The organism is Phycisphaerae bacterium (assembly GCA_035384605.1).
Taxonomy (GTDB): domain Bacteria; phylum Planctomycetota; class Phycisphaerae; order UBA1845; family PWPN01; genus JAUCQB01.
The window spans coordinates 95,408-119,869 of record DAOOIV010000006.1 but is presented as its reverse complement, the minus strand read 5'-3'; the positions used below and the strand labels follow the sequence as shown (position 1 = coordinate 119,869).

Here is a 24,462-nt window from a genome sequence, read left to right as displayed (position 1 = left end):
TCTTCAGTCCTGCTTTTCGTGATTCTCTGCGAGATCGGCTCTAGAATGGCCGTCGTGAGGTGCTGACAGGGACACATGAGGAAACAGACAATGCAAGCCGATGATCGCGTGTCACGAAGAGCAGTCTTGGGTCAAGTAGCCGCCGGGACGGCCGGGGCAATGATGGCTGCTGATCTGGCCAAAGCGGAGGATGCTGTTGCGGCCCCGGCCAAGGGGCGGATCCGCCAGTCGGTGTCCAAGTGGTGCTACGGCAAGATGACGATGGACGAGTTGGCCCGTCATTGCGTCCGGATCGGCTATCAGTCGATCGAGCTGGTCGGCCCGGAGGATTGGCCGACGGCCAAGAAGTACGGCCTGACCTGCGCGATGGTGCCCGGCGCCGGCAAGCTGACTGACTGCCTCAACCGCCGCGAGAACCACGACCGCTGCGAGGCCGAGTTCCGCAAGAACATCGAGCTGGCCGCCGAGACCGGCATGCCCAACGTCATCTGCTTCTCGGGCAACCGCAACGGCATCTCCGACGAGGAGGGCATCCGCAACTGCGTCGACGGGGTCAAGCGAGTCGTCGGCTTCGCCGAGAAGATGAAGGTCAACATCTGCATGGAGTATCTCAACAGCAAGATCGACCACAAGGATTACCAGTTCGACAACATGGCCTTCGGCGTGGCCGTCGCCAAGCAGGTCGGCTCGCCCCGATTCGGCATTCTCTACGACATCTATCACGCCCAGATCATGGAAGGCGACATCATCCGGACGATCAGAGAGAACCATCAATACATCCTGCACTATCACACCGGCGGCAACCCCGGGCGACATGAAATCGACGAAACCCAGGAGATCTACTACCCGGCCGTCATGCGGGCGATTGTGGAAACGGGTTATAAGGGATTTGTAGGTCAGGAGTTCGTGCCCGCCGGCGATCCGGTCAAGGCGCTGGAAAACGCTTTCCGAATCTGCGACGTATGATCTCAGCGCGTTTGCATGGCCACCGGACCCGTGGCGTAGCCGCTCGTGGAATACATCTGGCTTTTCGGAATGCACCGCCTGATAATGAGGCACCGTACTCGCCGTGTTTGGTGAGACAGTCTCATTGGGCAAGTTGGATCAGCTTCCGGAGGAACAAGGCATGAGCAATCCTTTGACCCGACGAGAGTTGCTGGGAACCGCCGCGGTGGGAGGGGCGTTGTTGGCGTCGCGGTTGTCCGCAGGTGCAGAGGCCGCATCCCAGAGGCCGCCATGGCCCCAACTGCCGCCTGCAAAAATCCACAAGGTTTTTGCCGGCCGCACCGGTGATGCCTATCTGACTCGACCCACGGAGGAACTGGCCAAGTTTGACAAGTACTTCGCAGAGATCGAGGCCCGTCTCGGCGATGTGAAGTTCATCGGCGGCGACATGGTACCGCCGGCAGAGGTGGACCAAGTGGCGGGCAAGCTGAAAGACGCCGACGCCCTGCTGATCGTTCATCTCAGCGGACACGGCGGCGACGCCCCGGTGCTCAGCAAGCTGATAGACGTGGGCCTGCCGACGGCGCTGTTCTCACAACCTTTCAGCGGGCACGGCTGGATGTACTTCCCGCAGTGGCACAAGCAGGGCAAGAGAGTGGTGCTCCTGCCGACCAGCGACTGGGGGGAGATCGAGAAGGTTGCCGGGCTGCTGCGCGCGGCGGCGTGGATGAAGCGGACGCGGATCCTGGCGGTCGGTTGGCCCCACGGGACGCCCGCCGCGTGCTCGGCCGAGGAGGTCAAGAAGCGGCTGGGCGCGGAACTGGTGACGATTCCCAACGAGCGGATCATGGAAGCGATGAAGGCCGTCGATGCCAAAGCAGCCGAAGCCGAAGCGCAGGAATACTGGATCGGACCTGCGCGCGAGATCGTCGAGCCCACCCGACCGGAGATTGTCGAATCGGCGCGGATGTACCTGGCGGTCAAGGACATCATGGTACAGGAGGAAGCCCAGGCGATCTGCAGCGTACACTGCATGGGTGATCCGAGGGGTTGCCTGACCTTCAGCAAGCTCAACGACCTGGGGCTGGTGGGGGCGTGCGAGGGTGACATCGACTCGACGCTCACGATGTTGCTGTTCGCCTACGCATTTCGTGTGCCGGGCTTCATCACCGACCCGGTGATCGACACGGCCAAGAACGCCATGATTCACTTCCACTGCACGTCCGCGACGAAGATGGATGGGCCGGGCGGCAAACGGCTGCCGTTCAGGATCCGAACCCAGACGGACAGCCGCGGCGGCGTGGCTTTGGAGGTCGAGAACCGAGTCGGCCAGCCGGTGACTTGTGCCAAGCTGGTCAATCTGGACGCGATGCTGGTCTGCACGGGGAAGATCATCGAGACGAGCAGGAGCCCGCTGGCCTGTCGTACTCAGTTCGCCCAAAGCGTGCCAGATGCCAGGAGGCTTTTCCTCAACTGGGGTGCTGATGTCATCAAAGGCGACGTGATGACCCTGCTGCATCGCGTGGTATTCTACGGCGACCACATGAAGGCGGTGCAGGATCTGGGCGACCTGATGGGATTCAGAGTGCTTGAGGAGGGCGGGGTCGCCTGACAAAACGGGTGGAGCCTTGGTCAGCGGCTGCAAGGCGGTCCGCAGCGGGCCAAGGACCGCGATACACTTGGACCTGAGAATCAGTTACGAGGAGGACTCCATGAGACGCCTGGTCATCATTCTGCTGGTCGTCGCATCCGTTGTTGCTGTGGTGCAGGCCGCGGACGTCCGCCGACTGCCGGTCAAGGAATACCGCGACAAGATGAAGGCCGGCTGGCTCGGCCAGATGGCCGGCGTCGCATGGGGGGCGCCGACCGAGTTCAAATGGAAAGGTGTTATCATCCCCGCCGACAAGATGCCCAAGTGGGTGCCGGAAACGATCAACGGCAGCTTCCAGCAGGATGACCTCTACGTCGATATGACCTTTCTGCGCACGCTGGAGGTTCATGGGCTCGACGTGTCGATCCGGCAGGCGGGCATCGATTTTGCCAACAGCGGTTATAAACTCTGGCATGCGAACAAGGCCGGACGCGACGCTCTGCGCCAAGGCATTGCCCCGCCCGACTCCGGTCATCCGCAGTTCAACAAGCACGCCGACGACATCGACTATCAGATCGAGGCCGATTTTGCGGGCCTGGTCTCGCCCGGCCTGCCCAATACCGTCATCGCGCTGGGCGAGAAGTTCGGACGGCTCATGAATTACGGCGACGGGCTGTATGGCGGGCAGTTCGTCGGCGGAATGTACGCTGAGGCGTTCTTCGAGAAGGATCCGATCAAGCTTGTCGAGGCCGGTCTGCGCTGCATTCCGCAGGGCAGCCAATACGCCGAATGCGTCCGCGACGTGCTCGCCTGGTACAGAGAAAAGCCGGATGACTGGGAAGCGACCTGGCACCGGATCAACGAGAAGTACCACAAGAACCCGGCCTACCGCAGGGCTTCCTGCGACAAGGGAGACTTCAACATCGACGCCAAGATCAACGGGGCCTACATCGTCGTGGGGCTGCTCTACGGCAAAGGCGACCTGGATCAGTCGATTATCATCTCCACGCGGTGCGGGCAGGACTCAGACTGCAACCCGTCGAGCGCCGCCGGGGTGCTTTTCACGACCCTTGGGTTTTCGAGAATCCCTGGCCGCTTCAAAGAGAAACTCGACGAGGAGCAGTACTGGAGCCACACGAGCTACAACTTCCCGAAGTTGATCGACGCCTGCGAGAAGGTCGCCCGGCAGGCCGTGCTGAAGGCCGGCGGCAAGATCGAGAAGAACGCCGGCGGCGAGGAGGTATTCGTCCTGCCGATCGCCGAGCCCGTGCCCAGCAAGCTGGAGCAGTGCTGGGAACCCGGGCCCATAGCGGGCGGCAGGTTCACGCCGGAGGAGATGGCTCAGATCAAGCCGCCGGCGGAGAAGCCTCGCGAGAGCGCGCGGGTGGACCTCAGCGAGGCGCTCGCGAAGTTCGCCCCCGGCTGGATGGCCAGGGACTGCGGCGCGGACATGTCGCCGGGAATTCGCGACGAGCTAGGGAAGAAGAACGTTCTGGTGACTCATCCGCTGAGCGAAAGCATGCCTTGCGTTCTGGGGCGGAGGGTGGACATTCCGCCCGGCAAGAAGACCACGCTGCACCTGGTGGTGGGGCACCATCCCCAGGGGGATTGGGTTCTGAGAGTCTCGGCCGACCGCCAACTGGTTCACAAAGTGATCGGCAAGGAGACCGCGCCCGACGGCTGGACAAGTATCGACGTGGACCTGTCCGAGTACGCCGGCCAGATCATCACACTGCAACTGACCAACGAGGCGAACGGATGGTCCTACGAGGCGGCTTACTGGGCGAAGATCGAGATCGAGTAGGAAATCCCTCGTGCGGCGACTCTCGCCTTCGATGGCCATGAACGGCCTGTGAAGGGTCGCCGACATGAGATTCAGCCTGAGCGCCCTCTTGTGGTCCGTGTATTACGTTCTTCAGCTCCTCCACATCGACATGGATCACGTCAACCTTCTCCCGGGCCAGAGCCAAGATGAAATCGGTCCGATCCAGACCGGCAATGCGGGCTCCTTCTTCCTGAGAGACATCTCCGCGGGCGTACCAGAAGATCGCTGCTGCCAGACGCATCTCGCGGGCGAACTCCTCGGGTGAGCTTCGCATGGCGGCAAAAACGTCTTCAGGCATTTCCAGTGTCAGTGTGGCCATAGCAACCCCCCCCACCCCTCTCTAGCAGATCGACACATCGAAATCCAGCCTGGAAGATCGTCGTCAAACCCGTGCGGACGGGAAACCTGATAGCGGGATTCATGTGCAATGCGGCGGCTGTGAGGCCGCGATCACTCGTGGTAAGGCCGCTTTGGCTGACACCAACTCGTACCCACTCCCCTCTCCTCCGGCCGGTAGGAGTTTTGACTAACATGCTTGCGGTTTGTTGGCGGGGACGTATAATCGTCCATATGTCCTCACAACATTCAACTCAGAACGGCAGCGATCAGAAGCTGGGGCAATCACGCAAGTTCTCTTCCGGATCCGCTCAAGCCGCGCTTAGCCGGCGACAGGTGTTGAAGCGCACGGTTCTTGCCGGCGGCGCGGGTGTGCTGGCGGCGCCGTATATCGTGCCGGCGTCGGTGCTGGGCCGGAATGGTGCGATTCCACCGAGCGAGAAGATCGTGCTCGGCGGCCTGGGCATCGGCGGACGGGGAACGCACATCGTCAAGTGGATGCTGCCGGAGAAGGATGTACAGTTCGTGGCCGTGTGCGACGCTCAGAAGTCGCGGCGCGAAGCGGTCAAGAAGCTCGTGGACGCTCACTACGGAAACAACGATTGTGCCGTCTACGCGGACATGCGGGAATTCCTAGCCACGCGCACCGACATTGACGCTTTGATCATCGCCACGGGTGATCGATGGCACGCGCCGGCCACGGTGATGGCCATGCGTGCCGGCAAGGACGTTTACAGCGAGAAACCCTCGTGCATGACTATTGCGGAAGGACAGGCGGTGGTGGACGCCGCGAAGAAGCACGGGCGCATCTATCAAACCGGCACGCAGCGGCTCAGCGAAGCCAACTTCGTGTTCTGCATCGAGATGGCCCGCAGCGGCCGACTGGGAGAGGTTCATACCGCCCGGGCGCACATCGCCCCTTGGGACGCGGCTGAATTGACGCACGACTGGCTGCCGCCGGAGCCGCTGCCGCCCAAGGAGGAAATCGACTGGGATTTATGGCTTGGCCCGTGCCCATGGCGGCCGTTCAACTCGACGTACACACGCGGCGGCTGGCGAGGTCATTATGACTTCCACACCAGTTGCATCGGCGAGTGGGGCGCCCATACGTTTGCCCAAGCCCAGGCCGGTCTTAACCTGCTCGACACCTCGCCGGTGGAATATCAATATGTGAAGAACTCCACCGGCGACGGCATGGTCACCAGGTTTGCCAACGGCGTGAAGATGATTCTGCACCGCGAGGGCTGGTGGAAAGGGTCGTGCGGCATGCGGTTCGAGGGCTCCGAGGGCTGGGTCTCTGCAGCGGACAGAGATAAGCAGCCAGAAGTGTCCAACCCGGCCATGCTCGCGGACTTCGACAAGATCGTGAAGGAGTACATGGAGCGGACCGGCCGCCCCATGAACCACGCACGGAACTTCCTTGATTGCGTCCGATCGCGAAAACCGACGGTGGCCAACGCCGAGGTCATGTATCACTCGATGGCCACGGTGCATGCCGCGAATATCTGCATGTGGCTCAAGCGGGACATGAAATACGACCCGGCCCGGAAAGAGTTCGCCGATGCGGACGCGAACGGCTTTCGTTCCCGGCCCATGCGAGCGCCCTGGGTGATTTGAGCATCGCGTCGAATCACGATAAAGCTTGCTGCCCGCGCATCGAATGCTCAACAACTGATTCATTCGCCGGACAGGCGATGGGTGGGAGAATCAACCCGGACCGCGATGGCACGTTCTGGGTCTGCAACGCATCGGCAGTCGCATGCGCAAGCCGTTGCCAGACAGGCAATCAGTGCAACCTGCGCAGAGGTAGACCCGCGCGGGTCCCATCCTCTTTCTCGTGTGAAGTCATATTGGCGTCAGAAGTTCATGGTCATGAGGAATTCCGCGTTGGTCCGGACCTTCAGCAGGCGGCTGCGGAGCAGTTCCATGGCCTCGACCACGTTCATGTCGCTCAAGACGCGGCGAAGCTTGTAGACCAATTCGAGCTCGTTCGGATCGAGCAGCAGTTCTTCCTTGCGGGTGCCGCTGGCATTGATGTCGATGGCCGGCCAGGTGCGGCGATCAACGAGGCGGCGGTCCAGATGCAACTCGCTGTTGCCGGTGCCCTTGAACTCCTCGAAGATCACTTCATCCATCTTGCTGCCGGTATCGACCAGGGCGGTACCGATGATGGTCAGCGAACCGCCTTCCTCGATGTTACGGGCAGCGCCGAAAAACCGCTTGGGCTTCTGCAGGGCGTTGGCGTCGACACCGCCGGTCAGGATCTTGCCGGAGTGCGGGACTTCGGTGTTGTAAGCCCGGGCCAGGCGGGTGATCGAGTCGAGCAGGATCACGACGTCATGACCGTATTCGACCATGCGCTTGGCCTTCTCGATGACCATCTCGGCCACCTGCACGTGCCGGCTGGCAGGCTCATCGAAGGTCGAGGAGATCACCTCGGCCTTGGTCGCCCGCTGCATTTCGGTCACTTCCTCGGGGCGCTCGTCGATCAGCAGGATGATCACATAGCACTCGGGGTGGTTGGCGGCGATGGCGTTGGCCATCTTTTGCATAAGGACGGTTTTGCCGGTGCGCGGCGGGGCCACGATCAGCATACGCTGGCCCTTGCCGATCGGCGTCACCAGATCGACGACGCGCATGTTGATTTCGTCCGGCGTGGTCTCGAAGCGCAGACGACCATCCACGCCGAGCCTGGCGGTCTTCGGATCCTTGGGGCCGGGGTGCAGGGGGGTCAGGTCCTCGAAATTGGTTTTCTCGGTGACGCGATCGGGATCCTCAAGGTTGATCGCCTCGACACGAAGCAGGGCGAAATACCGCTCCGACTCCTTGGGCGGGCGGATCTGGCCGGCCACGATGTGCCCGGTACGCAGGCCGAAGCGTCTGATCTGCGACGGGCTGACATAAATGTCGTCCGGGCAGGGAAGGTAGTTGTACTCGGGGTTGCGGAGGAAACCGAAGCCGTCGGGCAGGATTTCAAGCACGCCCTCGCCGTACATCAGGCCGTTCTGGCGGATCCGCTCCTTGAGGATGCGGAAGATCAATTCCGACTTGGTCAGACCTGTATACTCCGAGAGGCCTTCCTGCCTGGCGATTTCATGCAGGGCGTCCACGCTGAGCTTCTGGAGGTCTCTGATGTGCAGTTCGCCCCGCTTGACCTCCTCGTACTTGGCGTGTGTCTCGGCGTCGATAGTGCTGGTGGTGGGAATCGGCTCCTCGGCTGCGACGGTATCCTGAGACGAGTCCTCGGAGGAGGTGTCGTCGATGTCGGCCCCAAACAAGACCTCCTCGTCTTTTTCCGGGGCCGCCGCTACCGGCGGGTCGTCCTTTACGGTTCTACGGCGTCCGCCGTTGCGGTTGGCCGAACTTCTCGGCTTGTCGCTGGCTCTCGCCATACTGGCATTCCTCCTGCTACTTACTGGCTAGGGTACTCACCCCTGCAAAAGTCATTTCAAGTTCAAGCTGTCGTACCGGCATCACACCCGGAAACCGCTATGGTTTGGAGTGCGGGGTCTGCTAACCGGCGAGTATCCGGGAAAAAACCTCTTCCACCTGCCTGCGGAGGTCGGCTACGTCCGAGTTGTTGACCACCCTGTAATCGGCACGATCTCTTTTCGTGTCCAGTGGCAACTGCGATTCTTCGAATCGCTCCAGATCCTGTGGGCCCCAGCCCCGCTTCCGGACCCGATCCAGGCGGACGGCCCGATCCGCATCCACGAAAACGAGGCAATCACATTCCCGGTCAAGGCCTACCTCGTGCAACAGAGGAGCATCCAGGACGATTGCCCGCACGGACGGATCGATCCGGTATTGCTCCGCCAACTCTCGCCGCCGCCGGTCGATTCGCGGATGAACCAGGTCCTCCAGTCGTTTCCTTTGACCCGCGTCGGCACTCACGATTCGGCGGATTGCCGAGCGGTCGGCACGCCCGTCGGGCGTCACCACGTCGTCGCCCCACCACAGGCGGATTTGCCGGAGGACCTCAGGCGAATCGAGCTCCTCATGAGAGAGCCGGTCGGCGTCGATCACCCCGGCTCCCAGATCCCGAAGAAACCCCGCCACAGTGCTCTTGCCCGACCCTATGCCGCCGGTAAGACCGATGATCGGCTTGCCGGGCTTCACAATCCGTCGTTCCCTTCGATCTATGATGCCAACACTGCTGGGAGAGACATCTTCAGGCGGTCGGCCTCGTGCCCACATATAACACGGCACGTGATCCGACACCGTCCTTGAGCTTCTCACCACCCCATTGACCCCGTTGTTCCTCCATCGTCAGCATCCCGTTTGACGGTCTTGACGGAAAACCCGCAACGGGCGCGGCCTCTCGCAACAAGCATCCTCGTCAGGAGTAGTACTCACCTACGGTCCAAAAGGGAAACCGACGAGTGATGGAGATGATACCTGCTGCTCCCGAGTCTTGCGTCACCCGGGAGTGCCGCCAAAACTCAAACAAGGTACTCACAGTATAACGGCAAGTTCGGCTGTTGTCATCTCTTATATAAATGATTCTGCCGCGTTTTGCAAGCGGTGGGGTAATCCTGCCCCCTGTTGCGCCGCTGCAGTATGCGCCACAATCTCGTAACTTGTTGTCAGTAAGTATGTTACATTAGCCTCTTCCGTCGCGGCTGGTGCGCGTTTTGCGCGCATGTTTCTGGATCGCAGAGCACTTGGGTTGCGGCCCGCAAAAAGACGGTCCGCCTTAGAACGGATGATAGCACACCAACTCGACCAAGTTGCCTGCGGGGTCGAAAACATACACCCGTCGATCATAATAGCCCCAACCCCGAATCTCCTGCCAGAAGATCCGCTCCTCGCTGAGGCGCTCGACGTAATCGCGCAGGGAAGCAACTTGGATGAGAACTCGCCGGCGGTCCTCTTCTCTCAAAGGACTGCGCAGCCACACCACGATGCGCGGTCCTCGTCGGCGATCCCCGCGGAAGACCTGGCGACGTTCGTCTGACTCATCGAGCAGATGATCCAGGCCCACCAGTTGTGTGTAGAAGGCGACCAGCTCCTCGGCCTGGTCCGGCGGCGAGGCCATGTTCACATCAGTCAGAGCCAGTATTCTCGGGATCCGCATACGTACGCGCCTGCACCGCGAAGCCTCCCGCGGTCTGACCGGCAGTGGCGACCGGCGAGACCTCCGCCTGTCCTTGATCCCGGGAACGCATGACGACCAGGAAGAAACTCGGGATCAGAATCGGTCTTACAAAGAACGTGTCGATCAGCACTCCGAGGGCCAGGCTGAACCCGGCCTGCTGCAACAGCGTCAGCTTGCCGGCCCACAAAGATCCGAGCGTGGCGGCCATGATGAGCCCGCAATTGCTGATCACCGCGCCCGTGCTCACGATCGCCCGCCGAGCCGCTTCAGCCCGCCCCGCCTGCGGAAGTTCCTGGAACAGCCGAGCCGCCAGAAAGATATTATAATCCTGCCCCACCGCCACCACGATGACAAACACGATCAGCCGAACTTTCCAGTCCAGACCGTATGTTCCCATTACGCGAGTGAAGAACAGGTCGCTGAAGGTGACGGTTGCCCCAAAGGTCAGCCACGTCGCCAACAGCATGAACACGGTCAACCGCAGGTGGCGAATGAGACCCAGGACGATAAGCCCGATCACCAGCGTGGCCAGAATCATAACCCGCCGCTGGTCGGCTTGGACCACGTCGCGAACCGAGAGCACATAGGCCGTCAATCCCGAGCCAAGAATCCGGGCCTGACCGTACCTGTCTGCATATTCAGCGGCTTCCTCCCGGCTTATCGACGCGGCCTGTTCCACGATGTTCATCGCCTCGGGCGAGAAAGGCAGGTGATCGATGAGGATTTCCAGCCGCAGCACCTCCGAGGACTTCGAGATGTAGAACTCCGCGGCAAGCTGTGACAGAAGGCCCGCCAGCTGTGGGGGCATTCCGGCCTTCTGTTTGCGACCCAGAGGTGCACCGAGCGAGTAGACATCATCGACGCCGCTGATTGGGACGATCCGGTCGGAGATGGACTGGCTGAGCTGCCGCGCGTCCGGCAATGCCAGCGGATGTTCGAACTCGATCATCAAAGGGCCGGCATAGAGCTGTGATTTCTTGAAATGCCGGGTCATCAACTCGAATCCGCGGGCGGACGGCGAATCAGGCGGCAATTCGCTCAATGAATCGAATCGGGCAGGCAGCCGCAATGAATACAACGCCGGCAACCCCAGGAGCAGTGTGCCGGCCAGCAAACAGAGCACGGGTTTGTCGGCCACGATCCTAGCCAGTCTGGGCCACAGGTGCCGCTGGCCGATGCTGGAGCCTCCGGCCGCACCGACCGGCCAGAAGAAGGCACCCCGCAACGCTCTGCACAAGGGCGGGGCCAACGTCAGGGCGGCAAGCAGGCCGATGGTCAGCACGATGGCAAGAACCTTGCCGGCGCTGCGAGTTGGTCCCAGATCAGTGAGAATCAGGGTTGACAGGCCGCAGATGGTGGTGGCTGCTCCCGCCAGAATGGCCGGCCCGGCAAAGCGCGTGGCCAGGACGGCGGCGGGTCCGTACTCGATCTTCGTCTGGAGCGACTCGCGATACCGCGAGATCCAGAACAGGGCATAGTCCACGCCGGCACCAAAGATAAGTACCACCGCGAAGATCCGTTCCATGTCGGAGACTTCCCAGCCCCCTTTGGCCAGGGCGGCCAGCACCACGAAGGCCAGGAACACGCTCGCCCCAATGGACACAAGCGGCACAACCACGCCCACCGGCGAGCGATACACGAGAGTCAGAATCGCCAGAACGGCGACGATCGTGACCAAGGTGGTGCGGTCCAGGGCCTCCTCGGCTTTCAGAGCGTAGTCACGGCCGCCAACCGCGCTGTCAGTCATCTCGACAGTCAGGCCCACGGGACGCGGCATCCGGCCAAGGGCTTCGTCGATCGCATTCACCGCCCGGGCAGTGATGGGGCTGATGAAGTTCGTGGGCAGGTTGACCAAGGCCATGGCGGCCTGACCGTCGGGGCTGACCAACCGCGGCTTGAGGTAGGGCACATCTGGAGACAGAACGCGCTCGCAAGAGTCAACGCCGGTGACCGACGCCGCGGCTTGGGCCGCTTGCCGGGCGGCTGTGCCCAGCCACGTGAGGTCGGCCGGTTCCAGGCCGGTATCGCGGTAACCTACGATCACCACCCGACTGCGGGCCGCCAGAGCGGGGAATTCCCTGTGGATCAGTTCCAGGGCCCGGTTGTAAGCACAATCGGCGGGCAGAAGCGAGTCGGTCTTCGGTGGCGGCGGCGGGTCGGTGCGAAATGCCCACAGGGCACTGCCCGCGACGACCAGCGCCCAGATGGTAATCAGGGCACCCGGTCGCCGACCAATCAATTGTCCTAATCTGGCAAACATCGAGTGTGGTTTGTAGCCGCCAACGGGCTCAACTACAAGCGCGGGGCAGAACGTCCGCAGACACAGGCACCACGTTGAAACGCGAAACGGAACACAGGTATCATCTGCAGATATGCCGGAGCCGCGATCGTCTTCCGAGCTCATGGCACACTCTTACGGAGATCTGAGGAAGCCGGAGATGCCGGAAGAAGCACTGAGCAAACATGAGAAGGGAGCCGTCGACTTCATTTCGCGAAGGGCTGCGTCGCCCTCACCGGGATTGGGATTCCCGGTATCATCGGCACGGGCACCATCCTGAGCTTGAAAAACACACACGTTCGCGACACGTTCACACTATGGGTGTTTTGGCTGACCGTCGGTGTGCTGCTGGTCTCTGCGCTGAGCGGCATTCTCTGTGGCGTTTCTCTGCGGTTTCAAAGGCCGCGAAGGGTCACTCGCGGGTTGGCCATCATAAGTGTCATCGCCTTCATACTGGGGCTGGCCGGCTGCACCATCCTCTGCACGCTCACGAACTGGAGATAGACAACCCGGACAAACAAGGACTTCCCGTCGGAATGCCGTGCCCTCCTGAGCACTGTCGCGAAGCCTCCGTGCCGGACTCGCGCGATGCGACCGGACAGACCTCTTGCGGCGCTTGAGACGGGAGATGGGGCATGGTAGATTGCCGCCGGCAGGTGCAGGTTCTCCGCGTTTGGCCGGCCTTCAGGAAGGAATTGTCTCGTGCAGAACGGTCGCGAGGCCATCATCGAGTACTTCAATCGGGTTGCTCCGGAATACGGCGTGAAGCACGGTGCCGACATGCCCGGAGGGCAGTACAGCTTCGGCCAGCTTTATCGACGGATTCTGTCGCCGTACTTCAAGCCCGGGATGGAGGTGCTTGAACTGGGCTGCGGCAACGGGGCGTCCACCGAGATGCTGGCCAGTTATGGGGTGAAGCTTGTCGCCACCGATATCTGCGAAAAAATGCTTAAGGTCGCCGCCGCACGAGGCATTGCCAACACCACCTTCCGTTGCCTCGACATCATGGAGATTGCCGGGGCGCAGGACCTCGGCGGTTTTGATGTTATCGTTTCATTCAATGCCTTCAGCTATCTTCCCGACAAGGCGAGGGTCCTGCATGACCTGAGTCGCTTATTGAGACCGCAAGGACGCCTGATCATTCTGGATATGAATGCTCTCAGCCCGGTGTACTGGTTTTGCGTTCTGATGGGGCGGAACGAGATGCGGCAGTGGTGGGGAGCCATCAAGGAGATGACCCCCGGCAATCTCAGATTTCTGTTTCAGCGGTGTGGGTACGCCGTGGAACTCATTCGCACGCTCAACTTTGTTCCGCATGCCACGCAGGGACGGGTATTCAGGGCGCTGAGAGCGATGAACCCTCTCTTGAACGCGACCCCACTGATACGCAAGCTGGCGATGAGAGTTCTCGTGGTGGCCACCAGGTCCGAGGCGCACAATGGCAGCAAGCAGGGTAAAGTGGACGAGGGTATGGCTCGATGAGAACCCTTCTGACGAGTTCTATCTGCCGGTGTCATTGCCGGAGATCGTTGCCCGTCCCCCCGGCCAACCCCTGTTGTGGGCCGACGACGGTCGGGGTCGTCGGCTGATCGGCAGCCGGGCCACAGCCCAGGGTCCGGTTCATTGGGCGTTTGAGATGGGCGAGTGGCTCAGGGGCTGCCTTAACATGCGCGGGCGGGAGCCGCGCCGGCCCATCTACACACGGGTTCCGGGTTTTGATGTTTACAGGGTTCCTGCCCGTTTGCGTGCCGTCATCTTTCGGAGCGTTTTCAGCCGGACAGGCAAGAAGCCTCCCACTGATGCCCCGGATCGCAGTTCGGGTGTGCAACGTCTGGCTGCTGCCATGGGCTCGCTCCAGGACGGCGGGGCGCTCAGCGACCTCCGGTCGCCGGTCTGGCCGGATCGGAAGCGCGCGGCTCTGATCTTCACCGCGGATGTGGACAGCGAATACATCTTCGCAAGCCGCGACAACCGGATCCGAAGGATGCTGGAGGAACACGGGTTCCGCGCCGCTTGGTTCTTCCTGACCGGCAGGTACAAACTGGACCACGGCCACCTCGATGACCTGAGGGCCGCCGGTCACGAAATCGGATGGCATGGCCACAATCATGATCATCGTATGGCCTTCGTTGGCCGGCGGGCACGCCTGCGCCGCATCGACCACGCCAGAGCCTTCTTCGAGCGCTACCAGGTCTGCGGGATGCGCGCCGACAATTTCCTCTGGTCGCGAGCCCTCTTCGACGACTTGAGGGGCGTGCTCAAATACGACACCAGCATGGTGGACGCCTTCCCATTCACCGAACGGGGGCGCGGGTGTGCAACCGGTCTGCCATTCCGCATGGATAGCGGCTTGTGGCAGTTGCCCACGACCGTCACCCCTGATTGTTTCCTGTCTGATAGTTGGCCGATCGAGAACTGGCTGGAACTCCAGGAGCGGCAGGTCAGACGTCAGTTCAGTCTTCACGGCGTGATTCACCTGCTGGTTCACCCAGAACCGGCGGTGAGCCTCGACCCCCGCAGGCTTGAGCTCTTCGGCCGGGTACTGGGTCTGCTGGACAGTCTGCGCGACGAGGTGTGGCATGGACTGCCCATGGACCTGTTCGCGCTGACGTCTCGCGACGGGCAGAAAAGGAGCATATAGCTCTTACTGAGATACGGCTTAAGAAAGCCCTGTCGAGAACAGGCCGCGTCAGCATGAATCCTGCCGGAATGGGGCGATTGTGATGCCGGCGTGCAGGAACGGCATGGTTGCTGCGGATCATCGAGTCGGAGATTGTGCGCCAACTGGGGATGGGGCAGGTGGGCGCCAATCGCGTCGGGTTCGGGACCGGCGCAACATGGAACAACCCGGCGAGCAACGTGGCCGGATTCGATCACGCGGAACGGAGCGCATGGCAGCGAGAAGCCATCGCGGCACATGGAGAATGTGAGTCCCGGAGATTCGGAGGGCGAGGCGGTAGTCTCGGCCCAGCAGTGGTAACGTGGAGTCTGATCATGCGACTATCCTTGGTCGTGATCGTGCCATCCTTATGTGCCTGGGCATCGGCGGAACCGACGTCGAGTCGGTCTTTCGGGACAGCCAAGCAGGGCAGTAGCCTGTACCCTCCCGACGTCGTGCAGCGGCTTCGCGACAACGTGGCCGAGGATCCGTGGGCGGCCGGCGTGCGTGACAGCCTGATTCAGGCCGCCCAACCCTGGATGGACAGGTCGGATGATGAGCTCTGGGCTCTGATGTTCGGCCCGGGAATCACGCGCTCCTGGATGGTCTGGTCCAACGGCCATTGCCCGGCCTGCGGCCAGAGCGTCCCGATGTACAACTGGAAGTGCGACGCCCTGAACCGGCCGTGGAAAATCCAGTGCCCACATTGCCAGGAGTTCTTTCCGAAAAACGACTTCCTCAGGTTCTTCAAGTCAGGCTTGGACAAGAAAGGCGTCTTCGATCCGGCTCGTGCCGACCGCTCGCTACTGTTCAACACCGAGCATCCGGACCCCGCCGACCCCAAGCACAAGTTCGGCGTGGACGACGGCGAAGGATACGTCGAGGGCGATAAACGCTGGCGGTTCGCCGGAGCGTATGAGATCTACGGCCAATGGAAGCAGGCGGTTCTGGGCGGCATCCGCACGCTAAGCGGGGCACACCTTCTGACCGGCGATCCGGTGTACGCTCACAAGGCCGCGGTGATGCTCGACCGCGTAGCCGATCTGTATCCGCTGTTCGACTTCAAGGAGCAGGCGGTGGTCTACGAACGCCGGCTGGGTTCCAGCGGCTACGTCTCCGTCTGGCACGACGCCTGCGAAGAGACTCGCGAGCTGGTCATGGCGTATGACATGATCTTTGAGGCCTCAAGAGATGATACCGATCTGGTCAGGTTCCTGTCCGGCAAGGCCCGCGAGATCGGGCTGGAGAATCCCAAGAGCAGCTTTGCCAACATCCAGCGGAACATCGAGGACCGCATTCTGCGAGATCCTCTCGCCCAGCGTCCGAAAATAACTTCCAACTATCCGCGCACCGAGATCACCGTTGCCATCATTTATGCAGTGCTGGGCGGAGGCGACAGCAAGGCCGCATTCGACCGGACCGTGGACGCGATGCTCGAAAAGGCCACGGCCGTCGACGGCGTTACAGGCGAGAAGGGCTTGTCCGGCTACGCGGTCTTCACTATTCAGGGGCTGGCCATGTTCCTCGCGGAGTTCAGCAAGGCCGACCCCGGTCTTCTGCCGCGGCTACTCGAACGGCATCCCCGCCTGAAGGAAACCTACCGCTTCCACATCGATACGCACTGTCTCGGGCGGTATTACCCGACATGCGGCGACGCGGGCAGTTTCGCGTCGGCCGGCGGGGGTTACGCAGGCATGCCGCTCACAACGTCGTTTGCGCGTCCGACCTCTTTCCCTTCGTGGACGTGTGTGGCCCCGTCGTGTCACAGCCTGTTGTGGGATTTCTACTGTTGCACGGGCGACGTCGCCTACGTTCAAACGCTTTACCGGGCGAACGGAGATCGCCTCGACGGTCTGCCTTTTGACCTGTACGCCAAGGATCCGGCTGCACTCCGAAAGGCGATCGGCGAGGTCATCGAGAAGGAAGGAGCGGAGGTTCGCCTGCGAAGCGTGAACAAGCAGCAGTGGCATCTGGCGATTCTTCGCTCGGGACAAGGCCGCGACGCCCGAGCGGCGTGGCTGGACTACGATTCCGGCGGAGGTCACGGCCATGCGGACGGCATGAACCTGGGCCTCTACGCCAAGGGACTCGACTTGATGCCTGATTTGGGCTATCCGCCGGTTCAGTTCGGCGGATGGGACTCGCCGCGCGCCCGATGGTACACGATGACGGCCGCCCACAACACGGTGACCGTTGACGGCGCGAATACTTCGCCCGGGGCCGGACAGACGACGCTCTGGGCCGACGGGAGTATGTTACACGCGATTCGGGTGGCCGGTCCGGCGCTGAACGCCGGCCGACGATTCGAGCGAACCGTGGCCCTGATCGACGTGAGCGCCGCAGACTGCTACGTCGTCGATATCTTCCGAGCGGCCGGCGGCAAGGAGCACACTCGCTTCATGCACAGTCATTTCGCCGAGGTGAGCAGTAGAAGCCTGAATCTACAGCCGGAGCCCGATTTCGGCCACGGCACGCAAATGCGCAACTACCGGATGGACAAGCAGCCCCGGCCAGAGCGTCATGTTGATTGGATCATTCAGGACCATTACAAGTACCTGCCCGAGGGTCAGCAGGTTCGCGTCCGCTGCACCGATTTGACCAACGATGCACAGGTGGGCCTCATCGAAGGCTGGATTGTCGCCGGGCTGTACGACGAATCGCAGGAGCAATGGATCCCCCGGATGGCCGTTCGCAGGCAGGCCCCCGGAAACGGAGGCCTCGAATCGACATTTGTGGCAGTCATCGAACCCTACGAGACCCGGGCGATCGCGTCCGCCGTCAGGCGGCTGCCGTTGTTGTCTGAACAAGATGAGCCGCTCTCAGACTCGCATGTCGCCCTTGTGATTCAGCTTGCCGACGGACGGCGCGACGTTGTGATTGCTCGGGATCCAGAGGACAAGACCGCCGCAGGCATGATTCGGTCGGCTGATTTCGATGTTCGCACGGATGCTGAACTCGTACTCGTTCGCCTCACAGCCGAGGGTAGTGTCGAGTATGCCATCGCATGCCACGGGACCCGACTGACCTCGAAGGATTGGACGTTCGCCATCCCAGCCGGCGCGGATTTTGCTGAGTGGCCAAGCACCACAGGTATGGACGCGAGGGTCAGGCAATGAAATCGGTTTCCGGTTCCCGCTGCAGAACAGTGATTAACGCGGTCGCTCTTGTGATGGTTGCCTGCTCGATCGTGCGCGTGTGCCGCGCTTGGGAAGGCCACGATTGGAACGAGTGGAAGGCAACCACGACCTGGACGAAGCCTGAACTCAAGACCAGCCAGACGGGTCGAAAGGAGCTGGTCGAGCTGCTGGCGGTCGAGGGCACGCCATTGAGACGAGTCGACGAGATTCGCGGCTGGGAGCAGCGGCGGACGGAGATTGCTGCTGCGATCCAGGCCGTTTTGGGACGACCATCGGGCCTGACGCCACCGCGGCCGGAGGCAAAGGTGCTGGGTGAGGAAACGCTGCCGGATCACATCCGCCGGCATGTACGCATTCGTACCGAGGCCGATGACTGGATTCCTGCATACCTGTTGCTACCCAAAGACGTGCCCCAGGGACGTTTACCGACGATGATCTGCCTGCACCAAACGGTTGCCCAGGGAAAGGACGAGCCGTGTGGCATCAAGGGCAGTGGCGATCTGTCGCTGGCTCTCCAGCTTGTTCGCCGAGGCTACGTCTGCATCGCCCCGGACGTCATCGGCTTTGGCGAGCGGATTCCGGCCGGCAGCGCCCCTTATCACAACAGCATTGCCTTTTATCGCAAGCATCCGGGCTGGTCGTTCATGGGCAAGATGATCTGGGACGTCTCGCGGATCGTGGACTGGCTGGAGACGCAGCCGTACGTCGATCCCCTGCAGATCGGCTGCATTGGCCACTCGCACGGAGCGTACGGCTCGATCTTTGCGGGAGCGTTCGAGATGCGCATTTCGGCGGTCATCGCCAGTTGCGGTTTCACCACGCTTCGTAGCGACCCTGATCCCGATCGATGGTCGCACAAGACCGCCCTCATCCCGCAGCTCGGGATATACCTTCCTGATGTGGCCTCAATTCCCTTCGACTGGCAGCAGATCTGCGCGCTTGTAGCTCCACGGCCGCTGTACGTGTGGTACACCACCCGGGACTCGATTTTTCCGAACACCGACAACCTGGAGGCGCTGTTCAAGGATGTTCGCTCGGTGTACGGACTGTACGGGGCGGCAAATGATCTGACCTGGAGCTTTGAGGAAAGCGGGCACGAGTTTCCCACCGCAGCCCGCGAAGCGGCATACCGGTGGCTCGACCAACGATTCTTCGCCGTGGGAGACTTGCATGCACAGCCGGCCGATCTCAAGGAATGGCAGAACCGTCGGGAGATGCTCAAGCGCGTAATTCGGCGAACCATCGGGGCGCCTTCAACACGGCCGGTGTCACCCGAGGTGGAAACGATCTCCCAGGAAACCCTGCCGAAGTACGAGCGGCGGCTCATCGAATACTCGGTTGATCAGGGTGAGCGGATACGGGCGTTTCTGTGCGTCCCCTCCGAACGATCCGAACCGACGCCGGCCGTACTGGTGTTCCATCAGACCGCCGCCGAGGGCAAACGCGAAGCCGCAGGGCTGGCGGGCGACAAGTCTCTTGCCTTCGGTATGGAGCTGGCGGAGCGAGGCTACGTCACACTTTCGCCGGACTCGATCACCGCGGGCGAGCGGATCGACGGCTACGGTGCGTTCGATACCCGCGGCCATTACCTGCGGCATCCCGACATGTCGGCGATGGGCAAGATGCTTCATGACGCACAACGGGCTCTGGACGTGCTTGTGGCCGTCGAGGGGGTGGATCGAAACCGCATCGGGGCGATCGGGCATTCGCTGGGGGCGGAGGAGACGCTCATGCTGGCGGCCTTCGACGATCGCGTGGCGGCTGCGGTTGCCAGTTGCGGTTATGCGACTTTCAGAGCAGAAACCGCGGAGAGCCGTCTCCGCTGGGCCAGGGACCACTGGTTCAGCTACATGCCCGGATTGCGACCGGTCTTTCAGGCGGGTCGGTTGCCGCACTGGGATTGGGACGACGTCTTGCGTCTGGCAGCTCCGCGGGCGGTTTTCCAGTACAACACCCGGGACGATGAGATCTTCATCGAGTCCGAGAGCGCGTTCGATGCAGGCGAGACGGCCCGCGCGATATGGCGCCTTTACGGAAAAGAGGATTTGCCGGCCAACGTTCTAAGACCGGGCAGACACGCGATTGCCGAACAGGACAAGCCGGAGATGTATGAATGGCTTGACCGGCAGTTGAAAGAAAGTCGATAACCGTCTCACACGCGGAGATGCAGCCCCGTGACAGACCCGCCCGCCGACTCACGGGTCGGCCGCTGCAGTCGCACCCGATCGTGAAACGCCCTGGGTTGGCGCGGGTGACGTTGCCTTCTTGCGGATGTCCCGATTCATCTCCATGCTGCAGAACTTGGGACCGCACATGCTGCAGAAGTGCCCTGTGCGGGCTTCGTCTTTCGACAGGCTTTCCGCGTGGAACAATCGGGCTTTCTCGGGATCGAGCGACAGGTTGAACTGGTCCTCCCATCGAAAATCAAAACGGGCCTGGGCCAACAGGTTGTCGCGGTACTGTGCTCCGGGGTGACCCTTGGCCAGATCGGCCGCGTGGGCGGCGATTTTGTAGGCCAACACGCCTTCGCGGACGTCGTCGCGATTGGGCAAGCCGAGATGCTCTTTGGGGGTGACATAGCACAGCATGGCCGCACCGTACCAGCCGATCATGGCTGCCCCGATGGCACTGGCCAAGTGGTCGTAGCCGGCGGCGATATCGGAGATCACCGGGCCGAGCGTGTAGAACGGGGCCTCGTCGCACCACTCAAGCTGGCGGGTCACGTTCTCCTGGATCATGTGCATGGGAACGTGCCCGGGGCCTTCGTTCATGATCTGGACGTTGTGTTCCCATGCGCGGCGGGTCAGCTCGCCCTGAGTCTTCAGTTCGGCGAACTGGGCCTCGTCGTTGGCGTCGGCCAGACACCCGGGCCGCAGGCCGTCGCCAATGGAGATGGCCACGTCGTAAGCGGCCACGATTTCGCAAATCTCGTCCCAGTGAAGGTACGCGAAATTCTCGGCGTCGTGAGCCAGGGACCACTTGGCGTGAATCGAGCCTCCGCGAGAAACGATGCCGCAAACACGACCTGTGGTCAGTGGGATGTGCTCGCGAAGAAGAGCCGCGTGAATAGTGAAGTAGTCAACACCCTGTTCAGCCTGGGCGATCAGCGTGTCGCGGAAAACCTCCCAGGTCAACTCCTCGACGCGACCGTCGACTTTCTCAAGTGCCTGGTAGATCGGTACCGTTCCAATCGGCACCGGGCTGTTGCGAACGATCCACTCGCGTGTTTCGTCGATGTCCGCTCCCGTAGAAAGGTCCATGACGGTGTCGGCGCCCCAGCGGGTCGCCCAGATCATCTTTTCGATCTCTTCCTGAATGCAGGATGCAACGGCGGAATTTCCGATGTTGGCGTTGATCTTCACCAGAAAATTGCGGCCGATGATCATCGGCTCGGACTCTGGGTGGTTGACGTTGGCCGGAATGATGGCCCGGCCTCGGGCAACCTCGTCGCGGACGAACTCGGGCGTAATGACGGAAGGGATACTTGCCCCCCACGGCCGGCCGGGATGCTGGGCCGCGATCGGACGGCTAAGCGCCTCGTTTGCCTGGTTCTCCCGGATGGCGACGAATTCCATCTCGGGCGTGATGATTCCCCGGCGGGCGTAGTACATCTGGGTTACGCATCGGCCGGGTTTGGCACGTCGAACCGAATGGCCGGCTCGGAGGCCGGCCACTACGGTGTCGCCGCGGGCATCAACCCACCGAGAGCGAATAGGTGGCAGGCCTCTGCCGGCGTCGATAACCATGTCGGGATCGCTGTAGGGTCCGGAAGTGTCGTAGACGGTAATGAACCTGGCTGGGCCGCCACAAAGCCGGATCTCGCGCATGGGCACACGGACGTCGGGGTGGATCGTGCCGGAAAGATAGACTTTCCTGGAGCCGGGAAGCGGGCCCCGCGAAGAAAAAAGGGGCGGTTTACCCGCATCCATCACAGGGGTGGTCGCTTTCATCGGTGCCTATCCTCAAGCGATCTGGGCAGGGTCGTGCCCGACACCGCATCGCGAATCAAATCTGGAAGGGGGAGTCGCTGACCGCAAGTCTGGTCGCAGTCTGGAGTGCTCTCGCCTTCCCTACGCAGGTCTCCCCGCCGGCAGCCGCGCAAGCCTGAGCGGACGGCGGGTTTCACTGATCAGGTTCCAAGGGTACGGCGACCGCTCGTGTCGCCCATCTCAGGCTGGCCGCGTGCCAGTCACCCCCGGCGAACTAATGGAGTGTAAGGAACCTCGGACGGGATGACAAGTCCAAGGCTTGTGTTGGCACTTGGAATACCTTAGGATTCCGATGGATATGGGGGTAATGGTGGACGGCTGCAAAAAGTGGAGGTGGACATCTGGCGCTCAACAAGGTGGTACCGGTTGACCGATAGGGTGTCATTGCCCATCGGGGCTTTTTTCGGATTCATACTTGTCATAAGCTTATACCATAACTACCGGTAACTACTGATGTTAAGATTCCAGGTGCACCACAATGGTCGGCCAGTCAGCGACATGGATCTCGCCGGCACTTACCTTGTTGGCAGTGACGGGGTTCCGCTGCGCGCCGAATTGGAGTTTCGCGACTCACAAATTGTTTGCGCGAAGCGGGCCGACGGACCGGCAGGGCTGGCCGTGCTTTGGCCTATTCCCGGTTGCGGGGCCATACTCAGCGAGACCAGCCGTCTCATGGATCGCGACCAGCCCTATAACCTCCTGCTTGAGCTGGTCCGCGGGCGGTTGACGCGCATCAACCAGAAACGCGAGGATTGGGGTCTGTTTGACTTCGAAGGGGTCGAGCAGGTTGCCGAGCAGGTCGACAAGGCGCGGGATCTGTTCATCGCGGCGCTGTGCGCGGATTCGCCCGTGGAGCAATCGAAGGTGGCGGAGGAGGCGCTGAAACTGGCTTTCGTTGCCGGGGAGCAGCTCTGTCAGTTTCATGCCGACTTGTTTCTCGGCCGCCGCAAGCAAACTCCGGGGTTCACCAAGCGCGTTTTCGGCTGCACGGTAGACCTGCACAACAACTCCGATGAATATCGTGAGCGATTCAAAGAGACCTTCGACTTTGCTTACATTCCGGTGCCTTGGCGGCTGGTGGAGCCCAAGCAGCAGACCCGCGAATGGCAATTGATCGACAATTGGATTGAATGGTTGGCGAAATCGCGACTGCCGGTCCGAATGGGCCCCCTCGTGAGTCTTGATGCGGAACATATTCCCGACTGGCTGAGCCAGTACGAAGACGACTACGAGTCTGTCCGCAGTGCAATTGTCGAGCACGTTCGGCGAACCGTCGAACGGTATGGGAACTACGTGTATTGCTGGGACGCGGTCAGCGGCATTCATGCGGAGAACGCGTTCAATTTCACCTTTGAGCAGATCATGGACCTGACCCGGGTGACCGTGTCGCTGGTGAAACAGTTGGCAGCCAAGTCGTCGCAGGTGGCTATCGATCTGGTCGCACCTTGGGGCGAGTACTATGCTCGTAACCAGCGGACGATTCCGCCCATGTTCTACGCCGATATGATCAGCCAGAGCGGCGTCGGTTTTGACGGCATTGCCGCTCAGTTTGTTTTTGGGGCGCCGCGGGACGGGATGTTTGTTCGAGACATGTTCCAGATCTCGGATAAACTTGATCGTCTTGGCAATCTGGGCAAACCTGTTCATATCACTGCTGTTCAGGTACCCTCGAAGATGATTGGCGAGAAGGGCAGCCTGGGCGGAGGATGCTGGCTCAAGCCTTGGGACGAAGCGGTTCAGGCAAAATGGGCGAGGGGCTTCTACACGGTTGCCCTAAGCAAGCCGTTCGTCGACAGCATTACATGGATAGATCTTGCCGACCGGCCATCAAACCGCCTGATTCCGTTCGGCGGACTTCTCAAAGAGGACTTATCGCCGAAACCGGCATACAGAGTACTTAAGGACTTCAGAGCGGAATTGGTGGCCACGGCGAGGCGGCCCCCGGGCCAGCGGGTCCGCTGACGAACCGCCATTTCGGGGAAATTGACCCAACGCGGTTGTGACACGTGCCTCAGCCAGATTGCTCAACTGACAGCAAGTCCGCGTCGGCCCCTCTGCCGGCCTACGTGATCTGCTATCTTCTGTTCGGAGTGGTACTTGCGATGGCTTGGGCGACTCGGCGCGGTTGCCTTCCCTACCTGGAAGCCGGTCAGGAGGGGAGCGCATCGATGACCTTGCTCCCGCTTGTTCCCGGGGCATTTCCTGCGGCTGCACCTGCTGAGGTGGACTCCAGGGTTGACCCGAACACTGCCACTTGGGCAGAGTTGGCCAGCCTGCCGGGGATCGGAGAGGTTCTTGCCAAGCGGATTGTCGAGTATCGCCAAGGCAAGGCCGGTCGGCCCGACAAGGTCGTTTTTCGGCAACCCGCAGACCTGGAAGCGGTTCGCGGGATTGGTCCCAAGACCGTTGCCAAGCTGGCCAAGCACCTGAAGTTTCCCGAAACGGCCACCGTACCAGGGCCGTGACCGCCTCGGGCCGGCGACTCGGCCGCCCTTGGCCCCGCAGGTTGACAGCAGTGGCGACCGGTCTCTAGAATGCGTGTCGCTGTGGACATGCCTTTCCGCGGACTTGGGGGTCCGCGGCCGATAATTAACCCCCATGGGC

Annotated in this window: 15 protein-coding genes, 2 pseudogenes and 1 riboswitch; of the genes and pseudogenes, 11 read left to right on the top strand and 6 right to left on the bottom strand. The window is 61.6% G+C overall.

The window, feature by feature from the left end; translation table 11 throughout:
* The first annotated feature begins 90 nt into the window (after nucleotides 1-90).
* From PLL20_03235 to PLL20_03225, 3 genes are all read left to right on the top strand, one after another.
* Nucleotides 91-966 (top strand): TIM barrel protein, encoded by an 876-nt coding sequence (locus PLL20_03235; GenBank protein HPD28982.1) that lies wholly within the window; start codon nucleotides 91-93, stop codon nucleotides 964-966.
* A gap of 160 nt (nucleotides 967-1,126) precedes the next feature.
* Nucleotides 1,127-2,557, top strand: coding sequence for a hypothetical protein (locus PLL20_03230; protein HPD28981.1), 1,431 nt, complete (start codon nucleotides 1,127-1,129; stop codon nucleotides 2,555-2,557).
* Nucleotides 2,558-2,657: 100 nt separating this feature from the next.
* Complete coding sequence (locus PLL20_03225) at nucleotides 2,658-4,340, top strand: ADP-ribosylglycohydrolase family protein (protein ID HPD28980.1); 1,683 nt, start codon at nucleotides 2,658-2,660, stop codon at nucleotides 4,338-4,340.
* A 109-nt stretch (nucleotides 4,341-4,449) separates the two neighbouring features.
* Here the strand turns inward: PLL20_03225 and PLL20_03220 are convergent.
* Nucleotides 4,450-4,680, bottom strand: a pseudogene (locus PLL20_03220) (UPF0175 family protein).
* 356 nt (nucleotides 4,681-5,036) lie between these two features.
* Here PLL20_03220 and PLL20_03215 point away from each other — a divergent pair.
* Nucleotides 5,037-6,314 carry a Gfo/Idh/MocA family oxidoreductase gene (locus tag PLL20_03215; protein ID HPD28979.1) on the top strand — a complete coding sequence of 426 codons (1,278 nt, stop codon included), beginning with the start codon at nucleotides 5,037-5,039 and terminating at the stop codon, nucleotides 6,312-6,314.
* Nucleotides 6,315-6,553: 239 nt separating this feature from the next.
* On the opposite strand, the gene rho is transcribed toward PLL20_03215, so the two are convergent.
* The 4 genes from rho to PLL20_03195 all read right to left on the bottom strand — a co-directional run bounded on the left by rho (nucleotide 6,554) and on the right by PLL20_03195 (nucleotide 12,199).
* Complete coding sequence (gene rho / locus PLL20_03210) at nucleotides 6,554-8,089, bottom strand: transcription termination factor Rho (GenBank protein ID HPD28978.1); 1,536 nt, start codon at nucleotides 8,087-8,089, stop codon at nucleotides 6,554-6,556.
* Nucleotides 8,090-8,210: 121 nt separating this feature from the next.
* Nucleotides 8,211-8,816: a dephospho-CoA kinase gene (coaE, locus tag PLL20_03205; protein HPD28977.1), complete on the bottom strand. Its 606-nt coding sequence runs from the start codon at nucleotides 8,814-8,816 to the stop codon at nucleotides 8,211-8,213.
* Between the two features lie 577 nt (nucleotides 8,817-9,393).
* Nucleotides 9,394-9,774: a VOC family protein gene (locus PLL20_03200; GenBank protein ID HPD28976.1), complete on the bottom strand. Its 381-nt coding sequence runs from the start codon at nucleotides 9,772-9,774 to the stop codon at nucleotides 9,394-9,396.
* Entirely contained in the window at nucleotides 9,743-12,199 is a 2,457-nt protein-coding gene (locus PLL20_03195) for an MMPL family transporter (protein ID HPD28975.1), read from the bottom strand. The genes PLL20_03200 and PLL20_03195 overlap by 32 nt, the downstream gene beginning before the upstream one ends.
* Nucleotides 12,200-12,355: 156 nt before the next feature.
* Here PLL20_03195 and PLL20_03190 point away from each other — a divergent pair, with 156 nt between their 5' ends.
* The 5 genes from PLL20_03190 (at nucleotide 12,356) to PLL20_03170 (ending at nucleotide 20,016) form a co-directional block, all read left to right on the top strand.
* Nucleotides 12,356-12,577, top strand: coding sequence for a hypothetical protein (locus PLL20_03190; protein ID HPD28974.1), 222 nt, complete (start codon nucleotides 12,356-12,358; stop codon nucleotides 12,575-12,577).
* 198 nt (nucleotides 12,578-12,775) lie between these two features.
* Entirely contained in the window at nucleotides 12,776-13,555 is a 780-nt protein-coding gene (locus PLL20_03185) for a class I SAM-dependent methyltransferase (GenBank protein ID HPD28973.1), read from the top strand.
* Nucleotides 13,512-14,714 carry a polysaccharide deacetylase family protein gene (locus PLL20_03180; GenBank protein ID HPD28972.1) on the top strand — a complete coding sequence of 401 codons (1,203 nt, stop codon included), beginning with the start codon at nucleotides 13,512-13,514 and terminating at the stop codon, nucleotides 14,712-14,714. Before PLL20_03185 ends, PLL20_03180 begins: the two co-directional genes overlap by 44 nt.
* Nucleotides 14,715-15,067: 353 nt before the next feature.
* A complete protein-coding gene (locus PLL20_03175) occupies nucleotides 15,068-17,848 on the top strand; it encodes a heparinase II/III family protein (protein HPD28971.1) in 2,781 nt (926 codons plus the stop codon).
* On the top strand, nucleotides 17,845-20,016 hold the full coding sequence (locus tag PLL20_03170) for an acetylxylan esterase (GenBank protein ID HPD28970.1): 2,172 nt from the start codon (nucleotides 17,845-17,847) through the stop codon (nucleotides 20,014-20,016). Before PLL20_03175 ends, PLL20_03170 begins: the two co-directional genes overlap by 4 nt.
* Nucleotides 20,017-20,136: 120 nt before the next feature.
* On the opposite strand, the pseudogene thiC reads toward PLL20_03170, so the two are convergent.
* Nucleotides 20,137-21,819, bottom strand: a pseudogene (gene thiC / locus PLL20_03165) (phosphomethylpyrimidine synthase ThiC).
* 99 nt (nucleotides 21,820-21,918) lie between these two features.
* A riboswitch (TPP riboswitch) is annotated at nucleotides 21,919-22,076 on the bottom strand.
* Nucleotides 22,077-22,311: 235 nt separating this feature from the next.
* Between thiC and PLL20_03160 the strand changes: the two are divergent.
* Both PLL20_03160 and PLL20_03155 read left to right on the top strand, forming a co-directional pair.
* On the top strand, nucleotides 22,312-23,820 hold the full coding sequence (locus PLL20_03160) for an endo-1,4-beta-xylanase (GenBank protein ID HPD28969.1): 1,509 nt from the start codon (nucleotides 22,312-22,314) through the stop codon (nucleotides 23,818-23,820).
* A 206-nt stretch (nucleotides 23,821-24,026) separates the two neighbouring features.
* Complete coding sequence (locus tag PLL20_03155) at nucleotides 24,027-24,323, top strand: helix-hairpin-helix domain-containing protein (protein HPD28968.1); 297 nt, start codon at nucleotides 24,027-24,029, stop codon at nucleotides 24,321-24,323.
* Nucleotides 24,324-24,462: the final 139 nt, after the last annotated feature.